General features: G+C 71.5%; 15 protein-coding genes, 1 pseudogene and 1 riboswitch. Of the genes and pseudogenes, 11 read left to right on the top strand and 5 right to left on the bottom strand.

Going from position 1 to position 15,847, the window contains the following annotated elements:
• From SOM08_RS05610 to SOM08_RS05600, 3 genes are read right to left on the bottom strand one after another with little or no spacing between them, the layout of a single operon-like run.
• Positions 1-1,059, bottom strand: coding sequence for an ABC transporter permease (locus SOM08_RS05610; protein ID WP_116958205.1), 1,059 nt, complete (start codon positions 1,057-1,059; stop codon positions 1-3).
• The gene (locus SOM08_RS05605; RefSeq protein WP_116958206.1) at positions 1,046-2,599 is read right to left on the bottom strand and encodes an ABC transporter ATP-binding protein; all 1,554 of its coding nucleotides are present in this window, start codon (positions 2,597-2,599) and stop codon (positions 1,046-1,048) included. The genes SOM08_RS05610 and SOM08_RS05605 overlap by 14 nt, the downstream gene beginning before the upstream one ends.
• Before the next feature lie 58 nt (positions 2,600-2,657).
• Positions 2,658-3,614, bottom strand: a complete 957-nt coding sequence (locus SOM08_RS05600) for a LysR family transcriptional regulator (protein ID WP_116958207.1) — start codon at positions 3,612-3,614, stop codon at positions 2,658-2,660.
• A 94-nt stretch (positions 3,615-3,708) separates the two neighbouring features.
• Here SOM08_RS05600 and xdhA point away from each other — a divergent pair, with 94 nt between their 5' ends.
• Positions 3,709-5,196 carry a xanthine dehydrogenase small subunit gene (gene xdhA, locus SOM08_RS05595; RefSeq protein ID WP_322470224.1) on the top strand — a complete coding sequence of 496 codons (1,488 nt, stop codon included), beginning with the start codon at positions 3,709-3,711 and terminating at the stop codon, positions 5,194-5,196.
• Positions 5,193-7,499: a xanthine dehydrogenase molybdopterin binding subunit gene (xdhB, locus tag SOM08_RS05590; protein ID WP_322470223.1), complete on the top strand. Its 2,307-nt coding sequence runs from the start codon at positions 5,193-5,195 to the stop codon at positions 7,497-7,499. Before xdhA ends, xdhB begins: the two co-directional genes overlap by 4 nt.
• Positions 7,500-7,512: 13 nt before the next feature.
• Here xdhB and SOM08_RS05585 read toward each other — a convergent pair whose 3' ends face one another.
• The gene (locus SOM08_RS05585) at positions 7,513-8,202 is read right to left on the bottom strand and encodes a phytanoyl-CoA dioxygenase family protein (RefSeq protein ID WP_322470222.1); all 690 of its coding nucleotides are present in this window, start codon (positions 8,200-8,202) and stop codon (positions 7,513-7,515) included.
• A 53-nt stretch (positions 8,203-8,255) separates the two neighbouring features.
• Here SOM08_RS05585 and SOM08_RS05580 point away from each other — a divergent pair, with 53 nt between their 5' ends.
• Both SOM08_RS05580 and SOM08_RS05575 read left to right on the top strand, forming a co-directional pair.
• On the top strand, positions 8,256-8,834 hold the full coding sequence (locus SOM08_RS05580) for a mechanosensitive ion channel domain-containing protein (protein ID WP_116958211.1): 579 nt from the start codon (positions 8,256-8,258) through the stop codon (positions 8,832-8,834).
• A gap of 135 nt (positions 8,835-8,969) precedes the next feature.
• On the top strand, positions 8,970-9,509 hold the full coding sequence (locus SOM08_RS05575) for a glycine zipper 2TM domain-containing protein (protein WP_416187009.1): 540 nt from the start codon (positions 8,970-8,972) through the stop codon (positions 9,507-9,509).
• Positions 9,510-9,540: 31 nt separating this feature from the next.
• Here the strand turns inward: SOM08_RS05575 and SOM08_RS05570 are convergent, their stop codons facing one another.
• Positions 9,541-9,924, bottom strand: a complete 384-nt coding sequence (locus SOM08_RS05570) for a VOC family protein (protein ID WP_322470220.1) — start codon at positions 9,922-9,924, stop codon at positions 9,541-9,543.
• A 69-nt stretch (positions 9,925-9,993) separates the two neighbouring features.
• A riboswitch (TPP riboswitch) is annotated at positions 9,994-10,108 on the top strand.
• 111 nt (positions 10,109-10,219) lie between these two features.
• On the opposite strand from SOM08_RS05570, the gene thiC reads away from it, so the two are divergent.
• The 7 genes and pseudogenes from thiC (at position 10,220) to SOM08_RS05535 (ending at position 15,843) form a co-directional block, all read left to right on the top strand.
• Entirely contained in the window at positions 10,220-12,130 is a 1,911-nt protein-coding gene (thiC, locus tag SOM08_RS05565) for a phosphomethylpyrimidine synthase ThiC (protein WP_322470219.1), read from the top strand.
• Between the two features lie 2 nt (positions 12,131-12,132).
• Positions 12,133-13,221: an FAD-dependent oxidoreductase gene (locus SOM08_RS05560; protein ID WP_116958215.1), complete on the top strand. Its 1,089-nt coding sequence runs from the start codon at positions 12,133-12,135 to the stop codon at positions 13,219-13,221.
• A complete protein-coding gene (gene thiS / locus SOM08_RS05555) occupies positions 13,218-13,433 on the top strand; it encodes a sulfur carrier protein ThiS (protein WP_116958216.1) in 216 nt (71 codons plus the stop codon). Before SOM08_RS05560 ends, thiS begins: the two co-directional genes overlap by 4 nt.
• 26 nt (positions 13,434-13,459) lie before the next feature.
• A complete protein-coding gene (locus SOM08_RS05550; RefSeq protein ID WP_116958217.1) occupies positions 13,460-14,263 on the top strand; it encodes a thiazole synthase in 804 nt (267 codons plus the stop codon).
• Positions 14,264-14,296: 33 nt separating this feature from the next.
• A complete protein-coding gene (locus SOM08_RS05545; RefSeq protein WP_116958218.1) occupies positions 14,297-15,379 on the top strand; it encodes a thiamine phosphate synthase in 1,083 nt (360 codons plus the stop codon).
• Positions 15,376-15,624 (top strand): annotated as a pseudogene (locus tag SOM08_RS05540) (DUF1653 domain-containing protein); the annotation flags it as partial. The gene SOM08_RS05545 and the pseudogene SOM08_RS05540, both read left to right, overlap by 4 nt.
• A gap of 9 nt (positions 15,625-15,633) precedes the next feature.
• Positions 15,634-15,843 (top strand): oxidoreductase-like domain-containing protein, encoded by a 210-nt coding sequence (locus SOM08_RS05535; RefSeq protein WP_245980882.1) that lies wholly within the window; start codon positions 15,634-15,636, stop codon positions 15,841-15,843.
• Positions 15,844-15,847 lie beyond the last annotated feature (4 nt).

The raw sequence follows: 15,847 nt of genomic DNA, 5'->3' as shown, positions 1-15,847 counted from the left end.
TCAGCCTTTCTTCCAGCGCACGCGGTACGCGATGAGCGTGTCGCAGGCCAGCAGCGAGAACAGCAGCAGGCCCTGGAACACGCCGGTGATGGACTTGGGCAGGCCCAGGCGCGACTGCGCCAGTTCGCCGCCGATGTAGAACATGCTCATGAGCACGGCCGAGAACACGATGCCCACCGGGTGCAGCCGCCCCACGAAGGCCACGATGATGGCCGCGAAGCCGTAGCCCGCCGGCACGTAGGGCGTGAGCTGGCCGATGGGGCCGGCGACCTCGAAGGCCCCGGCCATGCCCGCTGCGCCACCCGAGGTGAGCAGCGCCACCCACAGCGCCTTGCGCGAGGAAAAGCCCGCGTAGCGCGAGGCCATGGGCGCCAGCCCGCCCACGGTCTGGGCATAGCCCGAGACCGTGCGGAACAGGAACAGCCACACGCCGGCCACGCCCAGCAGCGCGAACAGCAGGCCGATGTTCACGCGCGAGCCGTCCATCAGGCGCGGCATCTGCGCCACCCGCTCGAAGGTCTTGGTCTGCGGAAAGTTGTAGCCCGCCGGGTCTTTCCAGGGGCCGTAGACCAGGTAGTTGAGCACCTGCACCGCCACGTAGACCAGCATCAGGCTCACCAGGATTTCGTTGGCGTTGAAGCGGTCGCGCAGCAGCGCGGTGATGCCGGCCCACAACATGCCGCCCAGCATGCCCGCCAGGATCACGGCCGGCACGATCCACAACCCCGTGCCCTTGTCCGCGGTGAGCGCCACGCCCCCGGCGAACACCGCGCCGATGATGTACTGCCCCTCGGCGCCGATGTTCCAGACGTTGGAGCGGAAGCACACCGCCAGGCCCAGGGCGATGATCAGCAGCGGCGTGGCCTTCACCAGCAGCTCGGAGAGGGCATAGGTGCTCTTGATGGGCTCCCAGAAGAACACCTGCAGGCCGCGCACCGGGTCCTTGCCCAGCACCTCGAACAGGGCGATGCCGATCAGCACCGTGATGGCCAGCGCCAGCAGCGGCGAGGCGTAGCCCCACAGCTTCGACGGCTGGGGACGGGCTTCAAGCCGCAGCATGCGCGGTCTCCTTCTGGTTGTTGTCCCGCTCGCGCCCGGTCCACAGGCCCGACATCCATTCGCCGATGCGCTCCACCGTGGCGTCCGCGCGGTCCAGGCTGGGCGACAGGCGCCCCTTGGCGATGACGTGCAGGCGGTCGCTGATCTCGAACAGCTCCTCCAGCTCTTCGCTCACCACCAGCACCGCGCAGCCGGCGTCGCGCAGCGCCAGGATCTCGCCGCGGATCTGCGCCGCCGCCCCCACGTCCACGCCCCAGGTGGGCTGGCTGACGATCAGCAGCTTCGGCTTGGCCTCGATCTCGCGCCCGACGATGAATTTCTGCAGGTTGCCACCCGACAGCGACTTGGCCGCCGCGTCCGGCCCGTTGGCCTTGACCCGGTAGCGCTCGATGATGTCGGCGGCCTGGCGCCGCAGCGCGCCCACGCGAATCCAGCCGCCGCGGCCCACCGCGTCGCGCCGCGACAGCAGCAGGTTCTGCGCCAGCGACAGCGTGGGCACCGCGCCGCGGCCCAGCCGCTCCTCGGGCACGAAGTGCAGGCCCAGGGCGCGCCGCCGCGCGGGACCCAGCGCGGCCACGTCCCGCTCGCCCAGTCGCACGCTGCCGGCCGGGGCGCGCACGTCTTCGCCCGAGAGCGCGCGCAGCAGCTCGCCCTGGCCATTGCCCGACACGCCAGCAATGCCCACCACCTCGCCCGCTCGCACGCTCAGCGCCACGTCCTGCAGCGCGGTGCCGAACGGGTCGTCGCTGGCCAGGGTGAGCGCGTCGACCCGCAGCACCGGCTCGCCCGCGTGCAACGGCCGGTGCGTGAGCTCGGGCGGCTCGGCGCCGATCATCAGGCGCGAGAGCGAGGCGTTGCTTTCCTCGCGCGGATCGCACACGCCAGTGACCTTGCCGCCGCGCAGCACCGTGCAGGCGGTGCACAGCTCGCGGATCTCGTGCAGCTTGTGGCTGATGTAGAGGATGCTGCAGCCCTCGGCCGCCAGCTGGCGCAGCACCACGAAGAGCTTGTCCACCGCCTGCGGCGTGAGCACCGAGGTGGGCTCGTCCAGGATCAGCAGCTGCGGGTTGGTGAGCAGCGCGCGAATGATCTCCACGCGCTGCATCTCGCCCACGGACAGGGTGTGCACCGGGCGCTCGGCGTCCACGTCCAGCCCGTACTCGCCCGCCTTGGCGCGGATGGCCGCGCGCACCTGCGCGAGCGAGAAGGACCTGTCCAGCCCCAGCCAGACGTTCTCGGCCACGGTGATGGTGTCGAACAGGCTGAAGTGCTGGAACACCATGCTGATGCCCAGGGCGCGCGCCTCGCGCGGGTCGCGCACGTGCACGGCCTGGCCGTTGAAGCGCACCGCGCCCTCGTCGGGCTTGGCCGCGCCGTAGATGATCTTCATCAGCGTGGACTTGCCGGCGCCGTTTTCGCCCAGCACGGCGTGGATTTCGCCGGGGCGCACGCGCAGCGAGACGCCGTCGTTGGCCACCACGCCGGGGTAGCGCTTGGTGATGCCGCTGAGTTCGAGTCGTGGGTTCTCGGCTGTGGTCATGGTGAAACCTTCGCGCGGCGCGCTGCGGTGCGAGTGCCTTCGGGCGGCCGGGCGGCGCTCATGCGGCCTCGGCGCGGGTGGATTCGCTCGCACGCAGCGAGGCGGCGACGGACTTGACCTGGTCACGCAGCCAGCGCCCCGCGTTGGACGCGTGGGTGCGCTCGTGCCAGAGCTGGTAATACATCATGCGGGGGAAGCTCACGGGCGGGGTCAGGATGGTCACGGGCAGCTGCTCCGTGAAACGCTCGCAGTATTGTCGACCGGTGGTGAGCACCAGCAGGCTGCCCGCCACCATGGCCGGGATCAGCCCGAAATGCGGGCAGCGCGCCGTGATGTGGCGCGTCAGGCCCAGGCCGGCCAGGTGCTCGTCGATGACGCCGCGCGCGCCCGGGTGTGTGGGCGTGGGCGCCACGTGCTCGGCGCTGAGCCAGGCCTCGACGTCCCAGCCGCGGCGCACCGCCGGGTGGTGCTTGGCCACCAGGCTCACCACCTCGTCGCCGAACAGGCGGCCCAGGTGCAGGTCGTCGGGCGGGCGCATCCAGTTGCCGATGACCACGTCCACCGTGCCCTGGGCCAGGTGGCTGCGGTAGTCGGCGTCGCTGGACAGGGGGTGGATGTCGATGCTGGCGTTGGGCGCCTGCGCCTTGATCTGGGTGACCAGCTGAGGCAGGAACAGCGGGTCCAGGTAGTCGCTGGCGGCCAGGCTGAAGACGTGGGAGGCGGTGGCCGGGTCGAAGGCACGGGCGTCGGAGAACAGCACCTCGGCGCTGCGCAGGATGTCGGCGGCCGGCTCGATCATGCGCAGTCCGGCCACCGTGGGCACCATGCCGGCGCCCGAACGCACCAGCAGGGGGTCGCCGGCCAGCTCGCGCAGCCGCTTGAGCGCGGCACTCACCGCCGGCTGGTACATGCCCAGCTTGATGGCCGCGCGCGACACGCTGCGCTCCGTGAGCACGGTGTGCAGCACACGGATCAGGTGCAGGTCGATGCGTTCGAACATGGGGCCGTATTTCATGGCGCAGTCGGCTTCAGTGGCATCGGATGGAAGGCATTGGCGGCATACGCCCAAGCATATGACGTGCCGTGCCGGTATGGGTATGCTGGTCCGCATGCTCGTCCAGAATTCGCCCGCCCAGCCCCTGACCTTCCTGCGCCGCGGCCAGCCCGTCACCCTGCCCGCCGTGCCGCCCGACCGCACCCTGCTGCAGGTCCTGCGCGAGGACCTGCACTGCACCGGCACCAAGGAGGGCTGCGGCGAGGGCGACTGCGGCGCCTGCACCGTGGTGCTGGGCGAGGCGGTGGACGGACGGCTCCAGCTGCAGGCCGTCAATGCCTGCATCAAGCTGGCGCACTCGGTGCAGGGTCAGGCGGTGTTCACCGTGGAAGACCTGGCCGTCGACGGCCAGGCCCACCCGGTGCAGGAAGCCATGGTGCAGTGCCACGCCAGCCAGTGCGGCTTCTGCACCCCGGGCTTCGTCATGAGCCTGTTCGCCCTGTACGAACACACCGGTGGTGGACAGGGCGTGGACCACGCCGCCGCCCAGGCCGCGCTGTCGGGCAACCTGTGCCGCTGCACGGGCTACCGGCCCATCCTGGACGCCGCCGCGCGCATGGGGCAGTTGCCCTGCCCGGCCGGCGCCCGCGTCGACGAGGCCGCCGTGCTGCGCGGCCTGCGCACCCTGGGCCAGCCCGCCCCCGAGGCGCCCTACCAGCGCCCCGCCACCCTGCAGGCCCTGCTGCAGGCCCGCGCCGCCCACCCCGAGGCGCAGGTGGTGGCCGGCACCACCGACGTCGGCCTGTGGATCACCAAACAACACCAGCGCTACGCCCGCCTGCTCGACGTGACCGGCGCCGCCGAGCTGCGCCGCGTGGAGACCTACCCGCACCACATCGCCATCGGCGCTGCCGTGAACCTGACGCAGGCCTACGCCGCCCTGGTGGCCGAACGGCCCTCGCTCGCCGCCTTCGCCCACCGCTTCGCCGGCCTGCCGGTGCGCAACGCCGGCACCCTGGGCGGCAACGTGGCCAACGGGTCGCCCATCGGCGACAGCATGCCGCTGCTCATCGCCCTGGGCGCCAGCGTGGTGCTGATGCGCTGGGACACGAAGCGGCGCACCGTCGCCCACCGTGAGCTGCGCCTGGAAGACCTGTACACCGGCTACCGCCAGAACGTGATGCGGGCGGACGAACTGCTCTGCTGGATCAAGGTGCCGCGCCCCTCGCCGGATGAGTGCCTGCAGGTCGATAAAGTGAGCAAACGCTTCGAAGACGACATTTCGGCCGTCTGCCTGGCCGTGAAGCTGCGGATCGACGGCGGCGTGGTGCGCGAAGCCCGCATCGGCGCCGGCGGCGTGGCCGCCACGCCGGTGCGCGCGCCCCTGACCGAGTCGGCGCTCACCGGCCAGCCCTGGAACGAAGACACCGTCATGGCCGCCAGCGCCGTGCTGCGCGACGAGTTCCGCCCCATCAGCGACATGCGCGCCAGCGCCGACTACCGCCGCGCGGTGCTGGGCAACCTGCTGCGCCGCCACTGGCTGGCGCAGCAAGGCCAGCGCGGCCTGCGACTGGAATCCCTGGACCTGGAGGCCCTGGCATGAACGCCCCCGACACCGCCCTGCTGCAGCGCCAGGCCACCAGCGCCGCTGGCGCCTCGCGCTTCCACGAAAGCGCGCGCGCCCAGGTGGCCGGCGCCGCCACCTACATCGACGACATCCCCGAGGCGCGCGGCACCCTGCACGCCGCGCCTGTCTGTTCGCCCGTGGCGCATGGCCGCCTGAGCGGCTTCGACACCGCCGCGGCCCTCGCCCTGCCCGGCGTGCGCGCCTTCGTCGGCGCGGCCGACGTGCCCGGCGACCCCATCCTCGCCGCCTTCGGCCACGACGAGCCCGTGTTCGCGCGGGACTCGGTGCAGTTCCTGGGCCAGGTGATGGGCCTGATCGTGGCCGACGACGCCATGACCGCGCGCCGTGCCGCCCGCCTGGTCAAGCCCCGCATCGAGCCCCTGCACCCCGTGCTGAGCGTGCACGAGGCGCACGAGCTCAAAAGCTATGTGCTGCCGCCCGTGCACGTGGCGCGCGGCGACGCCGCCGCCGCACTGGCGCGCGCGCCGCACACCCTCGACGGCGAATTCGAGGTCGGCGGCCAGGAGCACTTCTACCTGGAAGGCCAGATCGCCTACGCGCTGCCGCTGGAGCAGAACCAGTGGTGGATCCACAGCAGCACCCAGCACCCCGGCGAGGTGCAGCACTGGGTGGCGCACGCCCTGGGCATCCCCAACCACGCGGTGACGGTGGAGTGCCGGCGCATGGGCGGCGGCTTCGGTGGCAAGGAAACCCAGGCCGGCCATCTGGCCGTGTGGGCCGCGCTGGCCGCGCGCAAGACCGGCCACCCGGTCAAGCTGCGGCTGGACCGCGACGACGACTTCATGGTCACCGGCAAGCGCCACCCCTTCGCCTACCGCTACCGCGTGGGCTTCGACGACAGCGGCCGCCTGAGCGGCCTGCGCATCGTGATGCTGGCCAACTGCGGCTTCAGCGCCGACCTCTCGGGCCCGGTCGCGGACCGCGCCATCTTCCACTGCGACAACGCCTACTTCCTGGAAGACGTCGCGATCGACTCCTTCCGCTGCAAGACGAACACCCAAAGCCACACCGCCTTCCGCGGCTTCGGCGGACCACAGGGCGTGATCGCCATCGAACGCATCCTCGGTGACGTCGCGCGCCACCTCGGCCTCGACCCACTCCAGGTGCGCCTGCGCAACCTCTACGGCATGGGCGAACGCGACCAGACGCACTACGACATGAAGGTGGAGGACAACATCCTCGAACCGCTCATGACGGCGCTCGCGCGCAGCGCGGACTACGGACGCCGCCGCGCCGCCATCGAGGCCTTCAACGCCCGCAGCCCGGTCATCAAGAAAGGCATCGCGCTCACGCCGGTGAAGTTCGGCATCAGCTTCACCGCCACCCTGTTCAATCAGGCGGGCGCGCTGGTGCACGTCTACACCGACGGCAGCGTGATGGTGAACCACGGCGGCACCGAGATGGGCCAGGGCCTGAACACCAAGGTCGCGCAGATCGTGGCCGACGAGTTGGGCGTGCCCTTCGAGCGGATCATCGCCACCGCGGCCGACACCAGCAAGGTGCCCAACGCCAGCGCCACCGCCGCCAGCAGCGGCACCGACCTGAACGGGCGCGCCGCGCAGTTCGCCGCGCGCCACGTGCGCGACAACCTGGCGGCCTTCGTCGCCGGCCTGGACGGCTGCGGCGCGGGCGCGGTGCGCTTCCTGGGCGGCGATGTCATCACCCCCAAGAGCACGCGCCGCTTCGAGGAGGTGGTGAACGCGGCCTACGCCAACCGCATCCAGCTCTGGAGCGACGGCTTCTACCGCACGCCCAAGATCCACTACGACAAGCTGACCATGAAGGGGCGGCCCTTCTACTACTTCGCCTACGGCGCGGCCTGCAGCGAGGTGGCCATCGACACCCTCACCGGCGAGAGCCGCGTGCTGGCCGTGGACATCCTGCACGACGTGGGCCACAGCATCAACCCGGCCATCGACATCGGCCAGATCGAGGGCGGCTTCATCCAGGGCATGGGCTGGCTGACCACGGAGCAGCTGGTGTGGAACCACAAGGGCTACCTGCAGACCCACGCCCCCAGCACCTACAAGATCCCCACCGCGGGCGACCTGCCGCCGCGCTGGAACATCGACCTCTGGCCCGAAGCCAACCGCGAGGACAACGTGCACGGCAGCAAGGCCGTGGGCGAACCGCCGTTCATGCTGGCGATCAGCGTCTACGAGGCGCTGCGGGACGCGGTGGCGCAGGCCGGCGGCGACCCCGAGGCGATGAACGCGCCGGCGACGGCGGAAGAGGTCCTGAAGGCCCTGGGCGGCTGACGCTGCGGCGCCCTCAGGGGCCGAACAGGCAGCGCGTCGTCGCCATCAGGCGCATCTGGCGGGTGGCATTGATCGACGGCGTGTGCAAGAGGCGCATGTCCATCAGGTAGACGTCGCCCGCGCGCCCGGACATCTCGACGACGTCGACCCCGAGCGCCTGCAGCCGCGCCGCCCGATCCGCCGTTGAACGCAGCGCCTCGCGCAGCGACACGCCGTCGGCGCCGCGCTGCGCCGTCGCCCGATGCGAGCCCGCCAGCGCCAGCGTCGCGCCGCCCTGGGGCGCCACATCGTCGATCAGGAAAAAGGCCTGGATGCCCGGCACACGCCCGGGTGGATCGGCCACCACGTCCACGTGCCAGTTCAGGCCCTCCAGACGCCAGGCCCCTTGCTGCGGCGGCGACAACAAGAGCTGAAGCGGCTGCGGCACAGGCACCGCGCGCCCGGCCAGCTGGCCGATGCACGCCACCAGGGCAGGCGTCACCAGCGCCCCGTGCGCCCCTGGCACCTTCACCAGGGACGACAGCTTGCCGATCTGCTGAAACACCGGCAGCCCCTGCACCGCGCGCGGCAGACCCTTGCCGCCGGTGAGGCGCCGAAGTTCGTCGAGCACGCGCTGCCGCACGGGCGCCACGCCGCGGGCGTGAAAGCCGTCCAGTCGCACGATGCCCTTGTCATTGAAACGGTGGACCTGATCGGGCGTCATCGATCGCGGACACTAACGGATGACACGCCCCTCCCGCAAGCGACCCGACCGACATGAAACCCTTCCTCCCCGACTGGGCCCACCCCTGGATCGAAGCCATCACCATCGCCCTGCAGATCGTCGTGATCGTCCTCGTCGCGGTGCTGCTGCGCTCCCTGCTGCACCGCTTCATCACCCGGCTGGCCGCCGAGAAGAACCTGCCGCTGGACTTCACCGTGGGCAGCAAGCGTCTGATCACGCTGCTGCTGAGCGGTGCCGCCCTGCTGTGGATCCTCGATCGCCTGGGCGTATCGGCCGGCGTCATCTGGGCCGGCTTCACGGGCTTCGTCACCGTCGGCGCCATCGCCTTCTTCGCGGCCTGGAGCGTGCTCTCCAACATCTTCTGTTCGGTGCTGATCTTCACCACGCGGCCCTTCGGCCTGCACGACCACATCGAGTTGCTGGAAGGCGGCGACAAGCCCGGCCTGGCTGGAGAGGTGCTGGACATCAACCTCGTCTACACCACGCTGAAGGAAGACCCCGTGGACGGCAAGGAGCCCACGCACCTGCGCATTCCCAACAGCCTGTTCTTCCAGCGCACCACGCGCCTGCGCAGGAGCCAGCAGCCGGTGCTCGGATCGTTGCTGGACTGAGCCAGCAGCCGGCCGCTTCGTAAAGCCCGTTACCGATCTGTTTCCATTCCGGCGCGCCAGAAACCGGCGGTTACAGGCGCACCTGGCCACCACCGCAGACTCGCGGCCAAAGGAGTGAGCCACATGGACACATCAATGATCAAGGGCATCGCCATCGGCGGACTCGCCATGGTGGTGCTGGGCGCCGGCGCCGTCGGCGGCTACCAGACCCTCGCCAGGCCCAAAGTGGCCGAGGTCGTGTCGGTCAAGGAAGTGATGACCACCGTCAGCACACCGCGCGAGGTGTGCGAGAACGTGGCCGTGCAGCGCCAGGCGCCGGTGAAGGACGAGCACCGCATCGCCGGTACCGTGGTGGGCGGTCTGGCCGGTGGCCTGCTGGGCAGCACCATCGGCAAGGGCTCCGGCAAGACGGTGGCCACCGTGGCCGGCGCCGCCGCCGGGGGCTACGCGGGCAATCAGGTGCAAAAGCGCATGCAGCAGAACGACACGGTGACGACCACCGAGCGCCGCTGCCGCACGGTGAGCGACAAGTCGCAGAAGCTCTCCGGGTACGACGTCACCTACCGCCTCGACGGCCAGGACGCCACGGTGCGCACTTCGTTCAAGCCCGGCGCCACGCTGCCGGTGAAGGACGGCAAGGTGGACACCACGCCACCGGCCGCCGCGCGCTCCTGATCGGCCCCCACCCGCGCGAGCGCGCGGGTGTTCAGCGCATCGAGTGCAAGCCGATCAGGTTGCCCTCGGTGTCGTTCACCAGGGCGATGAAGCCGTACTCGCCAATGGACATCTTGTCCTTGAAGACCGAGCCGCCGTGGGCCTTGGCGCGTGCCGCCTCCACGGCGCAGTCGTCGCAGACGAAATACACCAGCGTGCTGTTGCCACCGGAAGGTATGCCCGCCATCTTCACCAGCGCGCCCGGCGTGCCGTAGCCGTCCCTCGCGGACGGAAAAGACCACATCTCCAGGGGCTCCCCGGGGGTCGGATTGCCCAGCGGTTCCAGCGCGCCCTGGAACACCGCCTCATAGAAGGCCTTGGCGCGCGGCATGTCCTGCACATAGATCTCGAACCAGCCCACGGGGTTGTTCTTCATGCGGGTCTCCTTGCAATCGATCGGTGGAAGGGCTTTCACTATGCCCACACCGGGCCCCGGCGTACACTCCCCCCTGCTCCGGGGTGCCCCGGCCTGTGAAGGCCCGGCGCTGAGATGGCTGAAAGGCCGAACCCGTGAACTTGATCCGGCTAGTACCGGCGAAAGAAGAGCGCATGCCGAGATGAGCGGCCTGCCGGCCCACCGCCCCATGGCGGCACGGGTGCCAGGCATGACATCCATCCAGGCGGTCCTCCGGAGCACACAGCCCCCGTTGCTTGCCACCAGGAGACCGCCCATGAACGCCCCCGACAAGTTCGCCCCCCTGCTCACGCTCACGCGCGAGCCCTTCCCCGCCTCCACCAAGGTCTTCGTGCCCGGCACGCAGGCCGGCGTGCAGGTGCCCATGCGCGAAATCGCGCTCACCAATGGCGAGCGCGTGACGGTCTACGATACCTCGGGCCCCTACACCGACCCGACGGTGAGCATCGACGTGCGCAAGGGCCTGGCCCCCGTGCGCGCGGCCTGGATCGAGGCCCGCGGCGACACCGAGGCCTACAGCGGGCGCGAGCGCCAGGCGCTGGACGACGGCGTGAAGCACGAGGTACCGGATGCGCACGCGGCCGAGCGCATTGCCGCCCTGCGCGGCGAGGCCGCCGCGTTGCAGCGCACGCCGCGCCGCGCGAAAGGTGGCATTGGTGCCGGCGCCAACGTCACCCAGATGCACTACGCGCGCCAGGGCATCGTCACGCCCGAGATGGAGTACATCGCCATCCGCGAGAACGGCAAGCGCGACTGGATGCGCGAGTACCTGGGCGACCCCGAGCGCGAGGCGCGACTGCGCGGCAATCCCATGGGCGCGCGCATCCCCGAGATCATCACGCCCGAGTTCGTGCGCGAAGAAGTGGCGCGCGGGCGCGCCATCATCCCGGCCAACATCAACCACCCCGAACTCGAGCCGATGATCATCGGCCGCAACTTCGGCGTGAAGATCAACGCCAACATCGGCAACTCGGCCGTCACCTCCAGCATCGAGGAAGAGGTGGAGAAGCTCGTATGGTCCATCCGCTGGGGCGGCGACACGGTGATGGACCTCTCGACCGGCAAGAACATCCACACCACGCGCGATTGGATCGTGCGCAACTCGCCCGTGCCCATCGGCACCGTGCCCATCTACCAGGCGCTGGAAAAGGTGGGCGGCGTGGCCGAGGACCTCAGCTGGGAGATCTTCCGCGACACCCTGATCGAGCAGGCCGAGCAGGGCATCGACTACTTCACCATCCACGCGGGCGTGCGCCTGCCCTTCATCCATCTCACGACCAAGCGGCGCACCGGCATCGTCTCGCGCGGCGGCTCCATCCTGGCCAAGTGGTGCATCACCCACCACAAGGAGAACTTCCTCTACACGCACTTCGAGGAAATCTGCGAAATCATGAAGGCCTACGACGTGAGCTTCTCGCTCGGCGACGGCCTGCGCCCCGGCAGCGGCGCCGACGCCAACGACGAGGCCCAGTTCGCCGAGCTGCGCACCCTGGGCGAGCTCACGCAGATCGCCTGGAAGCACGACGTGCAGACCATGATCGAAGGCCCCGGCCACGTGCCCATGCACCTGATCCAGGCCAACATGGACGAGCAGCTCAAGCACTGCCACGAGGCACCCTTCTACACCCTGGGCCCGCTGACCATCGACATCGCACCAGGCTACGACCACATCGCCTCGGCCATCGGCGCGGCCATGATCGGCTGGATGGGCACGGCCATGCTGTGCTACGTCACGCCCAAGGAACACCTGGGCCTGCCGGACCGCGACGACGTGAAGCAAGGGATCATTGCCTACAAGATCGCCGCGCACGCGGCCGACATCGCCAAGGGTCACCCCGGCGCGCGTGCGCGCGACGACGCCATGAGCAAGGCGCGCTTCGAGTTTCGCTGGCGCGACCAGTTCGCGCTCGGCCTGGACCCGGACACCGCCGAGGCCTACCACGACGAAACCCTGCCCAAGGACTCGTCGAAAGAGGCGCACTTCTGCTCCATGTGCGGCCCCAAGTTCTGCTCGATGAAGATCACGCAGGACGTGCGCGACTACGCCGAGCAGAAAGGCCTGGCCGAGGCCGAGGCGCTGCAGCAGGGCATGGCCGAAAAGTCGGCCCAATTCAAGGCCGCGGGCGGCGAGTTCTACGTACCGCTCGACACGCTGAAGAAGGGCTGAGGATGGCGCGCATCGCGATCGCGGGCGCCGGGGTGCTGGGCCGCCTGCTGGCCTGGCGGCTGGCGCGCGAAGGCCATTCGGTGAGCGTGTTCGACCCGGCCGACGGCCCGCAGCCGCCAGTGCCGGGCCGTGTCGCGGCCGTGAACGAGCGGCCGCACGCGGCCGGCTTCACCGCCGCCGGCATGCTGAGCCCCTTGGCCGAACTCGACGGCGCCGAGCCCGCGGTGGCGCGCCTGGGCTGGCGTTCGCTGCCCCTGTGGCAGGCCATCGGCCGGCAGCTGGCCAATGGCGGCGCGCCCGGGCTGGTGCGCACCGAGGGCAGCCTGCTGCTCGCGCACGGCAGCGACCGGGGCAACGCGCAGCGCACGCTCGCGCGCCTGAACGGCGTGCCCGAGGCGCCCGCGCCCCAGCCCCTGGACGCCGCCGCGCTGCGCGCGCTGGAGCCCGCGCTGGCCAGCGGGCTGCTGGCCTGGCTGCTGCCCGGCGAAGGCCAGCTGCTGCCGCGCGAGACCTTGCTGGCCCTGGCCGAGCAGTCCGCTGGCGTGCGCTGGCACTGGAACACCCTGGTCGACACCGTGGACGCGGGCCGCCTGCGCCTGATCGGTGGCGACACCGCCGCGGCCGATCTCGCCATCGACACGCGCGGCCTGGGCGCGCGGCCCGAGGTGCCGCTGCGTGGTGTGCGCGGCGAGGTGCTGTGGCTGCACGCCCCCGGCGTGCGCCTGCTGCGCCCCGTGCGCCTGCTGCACCCGCGCCACCGCGTCTACCTGGTGCCGCGCCCGGGCGACCGGGTCGTGGTGGGCGCCAGCGAGATCGAAAGCGAGGACCGCTCGCCCGTGAGCCTGCGCAGCGCCGTCGAGCTCATGTCGGCCGCGCACAGCGTGCTGCCCGAGCTCGCCGAGGCCCGCATCGACCACCTGGAAACCAACCTGCGCCCCGCGCGCGCCGACCACCTGCCCAGCATCGAGCACAGGCCCGGGCTGCTGCGCATCAATGGCCTGTTCCGCCACGGCTGGATGGTCGCGCCCGCCGTGGTGCAAGACGCCCTTGCCGCCGCGGGCTTGGCGAGCGAGGGACAATCCCCGCCATGACAGCCTCCCTTCCCACCGTGCGCCTGAACGGTCGCGAACTGCCCTGCCCGCCCGGCACCACACTGCACAGCCTCCTGGAGCGCGAGGGCCTGCGGCCCGAACGCGTGGCCACCGCGCTCAACGCGCGCTTCGTGCCGCGCGCCGCGCGCGCCGACACCCCCCTGCAAGCCGGCGACGAGGTGAGCACCTTCGAAGCCATCGTCGGAGGCTGAGCGTGGACCTTCAGACGACGCCTCCCATGGACCCCGCGCCCTGGACCGCGTATGGCGAAACCCTCGCCACGCGGCTGATGCTGGGCACCGCCGGCTACCCCTCGCCCACCGTGCTGCAGCAGGCCCTGCAGGCCAGCGGCGCCTCGGTCGTCACGCTGGGCCTGCGCCGCATGGCCGCCGCCGGTGGTGCCGACGGCAACGCCTTCCTGGCCGAACTGCTGCCGCCGCTGCGCGCGCGCGGCGTGCGCCTGCTGCCCAACACCGCCGGCTGCCGCAGCGCGCGCGAGGCCGTGGCCCTGGCGCACATGGCGCGCGAGCTGCTCGACACGCACTGGATCAAGCTGGAGGTGGTGGGCGACGAGCACACCCTGCAGCCCGATCCCTGGGGCACCGTCGAGGCCGCCGCCGAACTCGTGAAGGCCGGCTTCGCGGTTTTTCCGTACTGCACCGATGACCTCGTCACCTGCCAGCGCCTGCTGGACGCCGGCTGCGAGGTGCTGATGCCCTGGGGCGCGCCGATCGGCTCGGGCCAGGGCCTGGTCAACCCCTGGGCACTGCGCACGCTGCGCGCGCGCCTGCCGGGCGTGCCGCTGGTGGTGGACGCCGGCATCGGCGCGCCCTCGCACGCGGCGCAGGCGCTGGAGCTGGGCTTCGACGCGGTGCTGCTGAACTCCGCCGTGGCGCATGCGCGCGAGCCCGTGGCCATGGCGCGCGCCTTCGGCGACGCGGTGCGCGCGGGGCGCCTGGCCTTCGAGGCCGGCGTCATGGCACCGCAGGACATGGCCGTGGCCAGCACGCCCGTGAGCGGGCGGCCCATGCTGATCGGCTGAGCACCGCCCACGATCGGCGACACTCCCGCGACCATGCAATCCCCCGCTCCCACCGAATCGCCCAGCGACGCGACCACCGACGCCGTGCTGCGGCTCACCGCCCACGAGGCGGCCGCGCGCCTGGGCCTGCCCGCCGGCCGCCTGTCCGTTCCCGAACTCGCCCGCACGCTGCGCGACCAGGGCGCCAGCGACGTGGTGATCACCGGCGACCCGCACGACTGGCTGGACACCCTGCACGCGCAGGGCTGGCTGACGCGCCCGCGCTCGGGCCCCACGGACCACGCCCTGCGCTTTGGCGCCGCGCTGGCGCAAGGCTGGGTCGCCGCCGACGCGGCCGTGCTCGCGCGCCTGCCCGACCGCGCCAGCTCGCTCGATCTGCCGGTGCTCTCCGTCGACGAGACCCCGGCGCGCTGGACGGCGCCGCTCTCGCACGTGCCCGCGCTGGGCGTTTACGCCATCGTCGACAGCGCCGAGCGCGTGCGCGCCTGCGCCGAGGCCGGCGCCGGCCTGATCCAGTTGCGGATCAAGGCGCGTCGCGACGACCCCGCGCTGGTGCCCGAGCTGCGCGCCGCGCTGGACGCCGCGCGCAGCGCCGGCCGCGCCGCTCTGGTGGTGAACGACCACTGGCGCCTGGCGCTGTCGCTGAACGCGCCGGCCCTGCACCTGGGGCAGGAAGACTGGCTGGCGCTGCGGCACACCGAGCGCACCACCATCGCCACCGCGCAGGCGCGCGGCCTGCAGCTGGGCATGAGTTCGCACAGCCTGTGGGAGCTGTGCCGCGCGCGCGGCGCCGGGGCCGACCTGATCGCCTGCGGCCCGGTCTGGCCCACGCTCACCAAGGACATGCCCTGGCACGCGCAGGGACTGGACAACCTGGCCTGGTGGGTGCGCATGGCCGGCCGCCCGGTCATCGCCATCGGCGGCATCCTGGACCCCGACCAGCTCGAGCAATGCGCCGCCACCGGCGCGGCCACGGTGTGCGTGGTGCGCGGCCTGGGCGAAGACCCGCGCGCCACGCTGCCGCGCTGGCAGCGCGCCTGGGACGCGGGACACGCCTCGCCGCGCCGCCCCGTCCCGGCGTGGCCACATCCCACGCTCTCGCCCGAGTGCGCGTGAACGACGGCGACCTGCCCCCGCTGATCCCCACACCGCCCGGCCTGTACCGCCACTACAAGGGCGGCTGGTACGAGGTGATCGACACCGTGCGCTGCAGCGAAACGCTGCAGCCGCTGGTGCTGTACCGCGCGCTCTACGGCGCGGGGCTGGATGGCGGAGGCCTGTGGGTGCGGCCCTCGGCCATGTTCAACGAGACCGCTGTCTTCGAGGGCCGGGAGCAGAAGCGCTTCCGCCGCGTCCGCGCGGCCGAGCTCATGCCCGCCGACCGGGCCAGCGCGCAGGCGCTGATCGCGCACCTGCGCGGCCGCGCGCAGCGCCAGGGCCTCGACCTGGACACCACCCTGCGCGCCCCGCCGCCCGAGCCCAGCACCTGCTGCGGCCGCGGCTGCAACGGCTGCGTGTGGGAGGGCTACTACCACGCCGTGCGCTACTGGGCCGACGACGCGCTGGAGCGGCTGGGCTGAGGCC

This window comes from Hydrogenophaga sp. SNF1, from assembly GCF_034421675.1.
Taxonomy (GTDB): domain Bacteria; phylum Pseudomonadota; class Gammaproteobacteria; order Burkholderiales; family Burkholderiaceae_C; genus Hydrogenophaga; species Hydrogenophaga borbori.
This window is presented reverse-complemented; position numbering and strand designations above follow the sequence as displayed.

Excerpts from the sequence above, each read along its gene's own strand:
- SOM08_RS05610 (WP_116958205.1), bottom strand. The coding sequence starts at position 1,059 with ATGCTGCGGCTTGAAGCCCGTCCCCAGCCGTCGAAGCTGTGGGGCTAC.
- SOM08_RS05605 (WP_116958206.1), bottom strand. The coding sequence starts at position 2,599 with ATGACCACAGCCGAGAACCCACGACTCGAACTCAGCGGCATCACCAAG.
- SOM08_RS05600 (WP_116958207.1), bottom strand. The coding sequence starts at position 3,614 with ATGAAATACGGCCCCATGTTCGAACGCATCGACCTGCACCTGATCCGT.
- xdhA (WP_322470224.1), top strand. The coding sequence starts at position 3,709 with ATGCTCGTCCAGAATTCGCCCGCCCAGCCCCTGACCTTCCTGCGCCGC.
- xdhB (WP_322470223.1), top strand. The coding sequence starts at position 5,193 with ATGAACGCCCCCGACACCGCCCTGCTGCAGCGCCAGGCCACCAGCGCC.
- SOM08_RS05585 (WP_322470222.1), bottom strand. The coding sequence starts at position 8,202 with ATGACGCCCGATCAGGTCCACCGTTTCAATGACAAGGGCATCGTGCGA.
- SOM08_RS05580 (WP_116958211.1), top strand. The coding sequence starts at position 8,256 with ATGAAACCCTTCCTCCCCGACTGGGCCCACCCCTGGATCGAAGCCATC.
- SOM08_RS05575 (WP_416187009.1), top strand. The coding sequence starts at position 8,970 with ATGATCAAGGGCATCGCCATCGGCGGACTCGCCATGGTGGTGCTGGGC.
- SOM08_RS05570 (WP_322470220.1), bottom strand. The coding sequence starts at position 9,924 with ATGAAGAACAACCCCGTGGGCTGGTTCGAGATCTATGTGCAGGACATG.
- thiC (WP_322470219.1), top strand. The coding sequence starts at position 10,220 with ATGAACGCCCCCGACAAGTTCGCCCCCCTGCTCACGCTCACGCGCGAG.
- SOM08_RS05560 (WP_116958215.1), top strand. The coding sequence starts at position 12,133 with ATGGCGCGCATCGCGATCGCGGGCGCCGGGGTGCTGGGCCGCCTGCTG.
- thiS (WP_116958216.1), top strand. The coding sequence starts at position 13,218 with ATGACAGCCTCCCTTCCCACCGTGCGCCTGAACGGTCGCGAACTGCCC.
- SOM08_RS05550 (WP_116958217.1), top strand. The coding sequence starts at position 13,460 with ATGGACCCCGCGCCCTGGACCGCGTATGGCGAAACCCTCGCCACGCGG.
- SOM08_RS05545 (WP_116958218.1), top strand. The coding sequence starts at position 14,297 with ATGCAATCCCCCGCTCCCACCGAATCGCCCAGCGACGCGACCACCGAC.
- SOM08_RS05535 (WP_245980882.1), top strand. The coding sequence starts at position 15,634 with ATGCCCGCCGACCGGGCCAGCGCGCAGGCGCTGATCGCGCACCTGCGC.